Origin of the sequence: Burkholderia sp. E168m15, assembly GCF_016586105.1 — a bacterium.
Taxonomy (GTDB): Bacteria; Pseudomonadota; Gammaproteobacteria; order Burkholderiales; family Burkholderiaceae; genus Burkholderia; species Burkholderia orbicola.
In genome coordinates, this window is sequence record NZ_BCPO01000084.1 from 1 (window position 1) to 6,486 (window position 6,486).

Annotated in this window: 6 protein-coding genes and 2 pseudogenes; 4 read left to right on the plus strand and 4 right to left on the minus strand. The window is 71.0% G+C overall.

Going from position 1 to position 6,486, the window contains the following annotated elements; all coding sequences use genetic code 11:
• From JMF86_RS14470 to JMF86_RS14485, 4 genes and pseudogenes are all read left to right on the plus strand, one after another.
• A pseudogene (locus JMF86_RS14470) lies at positions 1-590 on the plus strand (tetratricopeptide repeat protein); the annotation flags it as partial.
• A gap of 283 nt (positions 591-873) precedes the next feature.
• The gene (locus JMF86_RS14475) at positions 874-1,794 is read left to right on the plus strand and encodes a biotin--[acetyl-CoA-carboxylase] ligase (protein ID WP_054928083.1); all 921 of its coding nucleotides are present in this window, start codon (positions 874-876) and stop codon (positions 1,792-1,794) included.
• Complete coding sequence (locus JMF86_RS14480; protein ID WP_054928084.1) at positions 1,791-2,591, plus strand: type III pantothenate kinase; 801 nt, start codon at positions 1,791-1,793, stop codon at positions 2,589-2,591. The genes JMF86_RS14475 and JMF86_RS14480 overlap by 4 nt, the downstream gene beginning before the upstream one ends.
• Before the next feature lie 205 nt (positions 2,592-2,796).
• Positions 2,797-3,039 carry a hypothetical protein gene (locus tag JMF86_RS14485; protein ID WP_054928085.1) on the plus strand — a complete coding sequence of 81 codons (243 nt, stop codon included), beginning with the start codon at positions 2,797-2,799 and terminating at the stop codon, positions 3,037-3,039.
• 16 nt (positions 3,040-3,055) lie between these two features.
• On the opposite strand, the gene rfaE2 is transcribed toward JMF86_RS14485, so the two are convergent.
• From rfaE2 to JMF86_RS35055, 4 genes and pseudogenes are all read right to left on the minus strand, one after another.
• Entirely contained in the window at positions 3,056-3,541 is a 486-nt protein-coding gene (gene rfaE2 / locus JMF86_RS14490) for a D-glycero-beta-D-manno-heptose 1-phosphate adenylyltransferase (protein WP_006477674.1), read from the minus strand.
• 161 nt (positions 3,542-3,702) lie between these two features.
• Positions 3,703-4,581 carry a diiron oxygenase gene (locus tag JMF86_RS14495; RefSeq protein ID WP_011353352.1) on the minus strand — a complete coding sequence of 293 codons (879 nt, stop codon included), beginning with the start codon at positions 4,579-4,581 and terminating at the stop codon, positions 3,703-3,705.
• A 466-nt stretch (positions 4,582-5,047) separates the two neighbouring features.
• On the minus strand, positions 5,048-6,274 hold the full coding sequence (locus JMF86_RS14500) for a patatin-like phospholipase family protein (RefSeq protein WP_011694424.1): 1,227 nt from the start codon (positions 6,272-6,274) through the stop codon (positions 5,048-5,050).
• A 24-nt stretch (positions 6,275-6,298) separates the two neighbouring features.
• Positions 6,299-6,486 (minus strand): annotated as a pseudogene (locus JMF86_RS35055) (alginate biosynthesis protein AlgP); the annotation flags it as partial.

A 6,486-nucleotide genomic window follows, 5' to 3' on the forward strand; every position in this document is an offset into this window, starting at 1 on the left:
TCGGGCGCCGGCGCAGGCGGCGCTCGGCATCGCGCTCGTCGATGCGCACGAANCCGGGGGCTGCGCGACGAGGGGCGCGGCTGGCTGGAAACGCCGCGGCGGCGGAGGGCAAGGCCGACGCGCCGGCCGCGCGGCGCGCGCAGCTTGCGCTCGGCAAGGCGTTGCTGCTCGGCAGCGGCGATCTGCCGAAAGACTATGCGCGCGCCCGTGCGCTGCTCGGCGCCGCGGCCGAACAGGGCGACCCGGCGGCCGCGTACTACCTCGGGCTGATCTATCGCAGCGGCTACGGCATCGCGGCCGACCCGGTGCAGGCCGCGCACTGGTTCGACATCGCGTCGCGCGCGGACATCCCGGCCGCCGACTTCATGCTCGCGAACGCGTACCGCGACGGCAGCGGCGTGTCGCGCGACGACGCGCGTGCGCTCGCGCTGTATCGCCGCGCCGCCGAGCACGAGCTGCCGGAAGCCGTGCAGACGCTCGCGATGGCCTATCGCAACGGCGAACTCGGGCTTCGGCCCGACGCAGACGAGTTCCACGCGCAGTGGATCGAGACCGCGCATGCGCTGAAGCATCCGGTCGTCGCGCCGTGACGGCCGTTCGGCTGGGGGAGCGCACGAGCGTGACCTGGCCGAACGGTGGTTGCGTCGTATGCGTCTTCTGCGAGCCGTCGGCGGCGCACCAATCCTCGTTTCGACCCGCCAAGGCCCGGCGCTGAAGGGCAGGACGCCGCTCGCGTGCAAGATGACGTCGGAAGAGGACATCAAGGCGCTGGAGCGCGGATAGAGATGCAGCGCTAAGCCACGCCGTGTCGTCCTGCAGGTTGGGCGCGCCCTCCGGCGCGCGCCAACGCCCCCTGTCGCTACAATAGGCGCCATGAACGCCCCCACCTCCTCCGACACGCCCGAATCCGGCGACGCGCACATCGCGCGCAACCGGCTCGAGGCGCACCTGGACGCCGCGCCGCGCGCGTGGCCGCTCGACATCGTCGCCGCCACCGGCTCGACCAACGCCGACGTCGCGACCCGGCTCAAGGCGCTGCCGCGCAGCGCGAACGCGTTGCCCGCGCCGCTCGTGCGCGTCGCGTTCGAGCAGACGGCCGGCCGCGGCCGGCAGGGCCGCCCGTGGTTCGCGCAGCCCGGCAATGCGCTGCTGTGCTCGGTCGGCTGCATCGTGCCGCGCGCCGTCGATGCGCTCGGCGGCCTCAGCATCGCGATCGGCGTCGCGCTCGCCGAAGGGCTGGCCACGCTGCCGCTCGACGCCCGCACGCGCGTCGCGCTCAAATGGCCGAACGACCTGCTGCTGACGGCCGACGACGACGGCACGCCGCGCATCGTCGGCAAGCTCGCCGGGATCCTGATCGAAACCGTCTGGACCACCGCCGACGCCACCGCCGTCGTGATCGGCTTCGGCATCAACGTGCGCGGCGCGGAAGCCGTGGCCGCGCAGGTCGACGCGCTGCGCGCGCGCGAAGCGACGCTCGCGAGCGGCCTGCCGCCCGCCGCGCTGTCGATCGCGTGCGCGTCGGCGAACCTCACCGATACGCTCGCCGCGTCGCTGAACGCGCTCACGCCCGCGCTCGCGCAGTTCGGCACCGACGGCCTCGCGCCGTTCCTGCCGCGCTGGCACGCGCTGCACGCGTACGCGGGCCGTGAAGTCGTGCTGCTCGAACAGGGCGTCGAACGCGCGCGCGGCATCGCGACGGGCATCGATGCGGCCGGCCAGTTGCTGCTCGACACGCCGAACGGCATACAAACGATCGCGGCCGGCGACGTGTCGCTGCGCGAAGCGCAATGAGCGAACCGCACCTGCTGATCGACGCCGGCAACAGCCGGATCAAGTGGGCGCTCGCCGACGCGCGGCGCTCGCTCGTCGACACGGGCGCGTTCGGCCATACGCGCGACGGCGGCGCCGATCCCGACTGGTCGCACCTGCCGCGGCCGCGCGGCGCGTGGATCTCGAACGTCGCGGGCGCCGACGTGGCCGCACGGCTCGACGCGCTGCTCGACGCACGCTGGCCGGGCCTGCCGCGCACGACGATCCGCTCGCGGCCCGTGCAATGCGGCGTGACGAACGGCTATACGACGCCCGAACAGCTCGGCAGCGACCGGTGGGCCGGCCTGATCGGTGCGCACGCGGCGTTTCCCGGCGAGCATCTGCTGATCGCGACGTTCGGCACCGCGACGACGCTCGAGGCATTGCGCGCGGACGGCCGCTTCACGGGCGGGCTGATCGCGCCGGGCTGGGCGCTGATGATGCGCGCGCTCGGCACGCACACCGCGCAGTTACCGACGCTGACCACGGATATCGCCAGCGGCCTGCTCGCGGGCGCGCAGGCCGAACCGTTCCAGATCGATACGCCACGCTCGCTGTCGGCCGGCTGCCTGTACGCGCAGGCCGGCCTGATCGAACGCGCGTGGCGCGATCTCGTCGCGGCGTGGCAGGCGCCCGTGCGGCTCGTGTTGGCAGGCGGTGCGGCGGACGACGTCGCGCGTGCGCTGACGGTCGCGCATACGCGGCATGACGCGCTGATCCTGTCCGGGCTCGCGCTGATCGCAACAGACGCGGCCGCCCCGGCAACGACGCAGGATTGACGCAAAAGCGTCGGCATCGCGCCGGCGCGTCGCGACGCAGGCCAAAGTGAGCCCGGCCGGCCCACGTCACGCCGCGAGGCAATACGCGCGGTACCGCGCCAGCGGCCCGCACGAACGGTCAACGAAAGCCATGAAAAAAGCCGGCCATGCGGCCGGCTCGACTGAACGACGTGAATCACGTCAATGACGACAAGGAGTTTCGACGATGCTGCGCTGGCTGATCGCTGTTCTCTTTCTCGCCAACATGCTCGCGTTCGTGGTAGCGCGCGGCATGTTCGGGCCGCTGCCCGCGGCCGGCCCGCGCGAACCGGGCGTGCTGTCGCGGCAGGTGCGGCCCGACGCATTGCGCGTGACACCGCTCGTGCGGGCGACCGACCAGCCGGTCGTCGGCGGCCCGATCGCGGCGCCGGCCGTCACGGCCGCACCGCTCGCGGCGTCCGCCCCGTGACGGCGCTGCGTCGCGCTCACGGCTGTTGCGCGCGCACCTTCTTCAGCAGTGCAGTGGTCGAGCGATCGTGCTCGAACGGAATCGCCAGCGCCCGGCCGCCCCAGCCGCGCACGAGCGCCGATTCCGGCAGCGCGTCCATGTCGTAATCGCCGCCCTTCACGAGGATGTCCGGACGGACGGCTTCGATCAGCGACACGGGCGTCTTTTCCCCGAACGTCACGACCCAGTCGACGCTTTCCAGCGCCGCGAGCAGCGCTGCGCGATCTTCTTCGCGGTTGATCGGCCGGTCGTCGCCCTTGCCGAGCATGCGCACCGACGCATCGCTGTTCACCCCGACGATCAGGCAGGCGCCGAGCGCTTTCGCATCGGCGAGATACGTGACGTGACCACGATGCAGGATGTCGAACACGCCGTTGGTGAACACGACGGGCGACGGCAGCGATGCGCGCAGCGCGACGAGGGCATCACGGGTGATCAGCTTGCGTTCGAAAGTGGCGGACATGATGGAGATCGGACGGGATGAACGACGGCGCGCGCGACGGCGGCACCCGATAAAAAGCCCGCCGGACCGGCCGGGCGGGCTTCATGCGACGAGCGCGACACGGTGCCGCGAGCCGGGCGCGAACCGGACACGACTCGCACCGGCAATGGCACCTGCCGGCTTCAGGCCGGCTGCGCGGCCGACGACGGGCCGCTTTCGGCCTGCAGGCGGCCAGTGACTTCCTTGCGGTAGCGGTTCAGTTCCTGCGCGGTCGCGAACGTGCGCTCGAACAGGATCGACAGGTTGTGCAGAATCCGCTCGACGACCTTCTTCTCCCACTCGCCGTCGAAACGGATCTGCTCGTCGAGCCAGCGCTCGAGCCATTCCGGATCGGGCAGGCGCGACTGCACGGTGTCACGCGGGAACAGCGCCTGGTTCACGTGCAGGTTGGTCGGGTGCAGCGGCTTCTCGGTGCGGCGCGCCGACGCCATCAGCACGCCGATCTTCGCGAAGGCGGCACGCGCGACGTCGCCGCAGTTGTTCAGCGCTTTCTTCATGTAGCGCAGATATGCGCCGCCGTGACGCGCTTCATCGCGCGAAATCGTTTCGTAGATCTGCTTGATGACGGGCTCGGTGTGCCAGTCGGCCGCGCAGCGGTACCAGTGGTTCAAACGGATTTCGCCGCAGAAGTGCAGCATCAGCGTCTCGAGCGGCGGCGCCGGATCGAACTGGAAGCGCACCGCGTGCAGCTCCTCTTCGGTCGGCACCATCTCGGGCTTGAAGCGGCGCAGGTATTCCATCAGCACGAGCGAATGCTTCTGCTCCTCGAAGAACCACACGCTCATGAACGCGGAAAAGTCGCTGTCGTGCTGGTTGTCGCGCAGGAACATTTCCGTCGCGGGCAGCGCCGACCATTCGGTGATCGCGTTCATCTTGATCGTCTTCGCCTGCTCGTCGGTGAGCAGCGAAGCGTCGAACTTGTCCCACGGGATGTCCTTCTCCATGTCCCAGCGGACAGCTTCGAGCGACCTGTAAAGTTCCGGATAAAGCATGGTGTTCATGATGGTCCCACCCCTGTTCTGCGCAATGCGACTTCTCTAAACGTGACTGTTGCCGCGCCAGCGCGCCACGCGCGCTTTTTGCAGCCAAGACTCTAATTTTACGCGGGAAACCGGCCCGCCGGACGCTGATTCCTCGTCCGGCGGCCGGGCGGCCGCGTTGCCGCCGTTGGGCATGTCGCAACCCGCTCCGTTCCGACGGAGGCCGGTCGCGCTTGCCTGAGTGGGGGCCGGCGCTGGCCGGCTCGTTGGCGCGCCCGTCCCCTGCCCCAGGCGGGTTCCCCGAAAGGTCCCGTGCGGATGCCGGATCGGCGGGCTGCTCGATATGGTGTATACGGCGGCGGCCATGATAGCACGCGTGCATGACGGTTCCGAGACGCCTGCCCGGTCGCGCGCCGCCAACCGCGGTGCGGCGATCGGTCGCGCCTGACCGTCGCGAAAACGCAACCTTACATTGCGCCTGCGCGTGTCAGACCCGTATTTCGCCGGCCGCGAGGCCGCCTTCCGGCGGCGTGCCGGCCGCCGGTGCGCTGCTGCCGTCCGCCTGGGCGATCCAGCCGGCGAGCGTCTCGCGCTGCGCCCGGCCGTCGCGGTAGCCGAGCTCGATCAGCTCGCGCGTGAACGCCTCCTCGAACAGCAGGTAGCTCGCGAACGACGCGCCGGCCGGCTGGCTGCCGCCGATCGCGCCGAGCAGCCCGCGCATCGTCGCCGGCATCTGCTTCAGGTGCTTCGCGGCAATCAGCTCGATGCGCTCGGACGGCGCGATCGCGAGCACGTCGACGTGCCGCCAGCCGCTGTCGAGCTCGACCTGGTGCGGCAGGTGCTCGATCATCCGGTTGATGTGCTCGATCCGTTCGATGTCCGAGCCGATCGAGTCGAGGAACACGCTCGCGAGCACCTGCTGGCCGATCTGCGCGAGGCTCGGATAGCCACGGGCCCGTCCCGCGCCGTTCGCGGCCGGAATCTCGGGCCGCGGATCGGCTGCACCGACCACGACGATCCGGTCCGCACCGAAGTGGATCGCCGGCGACAGCGGCGCGATCTGCCGGATCGAGCCGTCGCCGAAGTACTCGATCTGCCCGTCGAGCACGAGCGGCACGGCGGGGAACACGAACGGAATGGCCGACGACGCGAGCAGGTGCGACGCCGACAGGTCGACGAGCCGCGCGGTGCGCTGCGCGCGCCGCCACGCCTGGATCGGCTCGGCCGCCTGGTAGAACGTGAGGTGCCGACCGCTCGAATAGCTGAGCGCGGTGATCGCGAGCGCATGCAGCAGGCGCGCCTCGAGCATCTGCTCGATCCGGTGAAAACTCAGCTCGCGCTGCAGCAGGTGCGCGAGCGGCGTGTTGTCGAGCAGCCCCCGCGGGGAGCGGCGCGCCGCCCAGCCGAACGTCATCGTCGCGAGCCAGCGCGCGCCGGCGGCCGCGATGCCGAGCCAGTCGGTGCGATACACGTAATCGGCGCGCAACGGTTCCCAGAATTCGAGCAGGCGCCGCACGCCATGGGAAAAGTCGTCTGCGTGGCTCGCGACCGACGTCGCGTTGATCGCGCCGGCCGACGAACCGCACACGACCGCGAACGGCAGCGTGTGCCGCTGCGGATCGGCCTCGCGCGCGATCTCGGCCAGCGCCTTCAGCACGCCGACCTGGTATGCGGCGCGCGCGCCGCCTCCCATCAGAACGAGCGCGAGTCGCATGATCGACCTGCTACCTGCGCCGCATCACGTCGAGCGCTTCGGCGGACGCGTTTCGGGCGACGAAGCGGCCGCCGCGCGCTCCGCGGCCGAACCGGACGGCTTCGCACGCTTCGCGGCGGGCTTGCGCGGTGCGGCCGCGGCGGATTTCGCGGCGGGCTCCGGCGCGGTGGCGGCCTCCGGCGGCGCGGCGTCCGGCGCGGCAGGCTGCATGC